Genomic DNA, 301 nt, shown 5'->3' with positions numbered 1-301 from the left:
AGCAAGGGGTTTCGTGCGTTTTCCCTGGTGGCCGGATGCGCCGGAATACGCAGCTCATAGAAGCCGGTAAGAGGGGCGAACCATCCCATTATCTCAAACTGGTGATTTTGGAACATTAAGGGCTGGCGTTAACAATGGTCGTGTAGAGCAGCGCCGTTGCTGGGTACTGAATGATCTTTCCACCTGCCCCAATGCAACCCGATGGCAGGCAAAAACTATTGCTGCTGTGCAATTGAATCGGGCTAAAGGTAACAAAGGGCGAAGTTTCATCCGTTACTTTATCAGCAGCAAGACCATGACG

1 protein-coding gene is annotated in these 301 nt (G+C 51.2%); it reads right to left on the bottom strand.

Translation table 11 applies throughout. The features are described from left to right. Positions 1-115: 115 nt before the first annotated feature. Positions 116-301: hypothetical protein (locus E1189_RS24880; protein ID WP_230460008.1), on the bottom strand; the 186-nt coding region annotated here is incomplete at its 5' end.

The organism is Parendozoicomonas verongulae, assembly GCF_009711465.1.
In the GTDB taxonomy this organism is placed as follows: domain Bacteria; phylum Pseudomonadota; class Gammaproteobacteria; order Pseudomonadales; family Endozoicomonadaceae; genus Sansalvadorimonas; species Sansalvadorimonas verongulae.
Note: the sequence above shows the minus strand (reverse complement) of the source record. Positions and strands in the feature narration are given on the sequence as shown.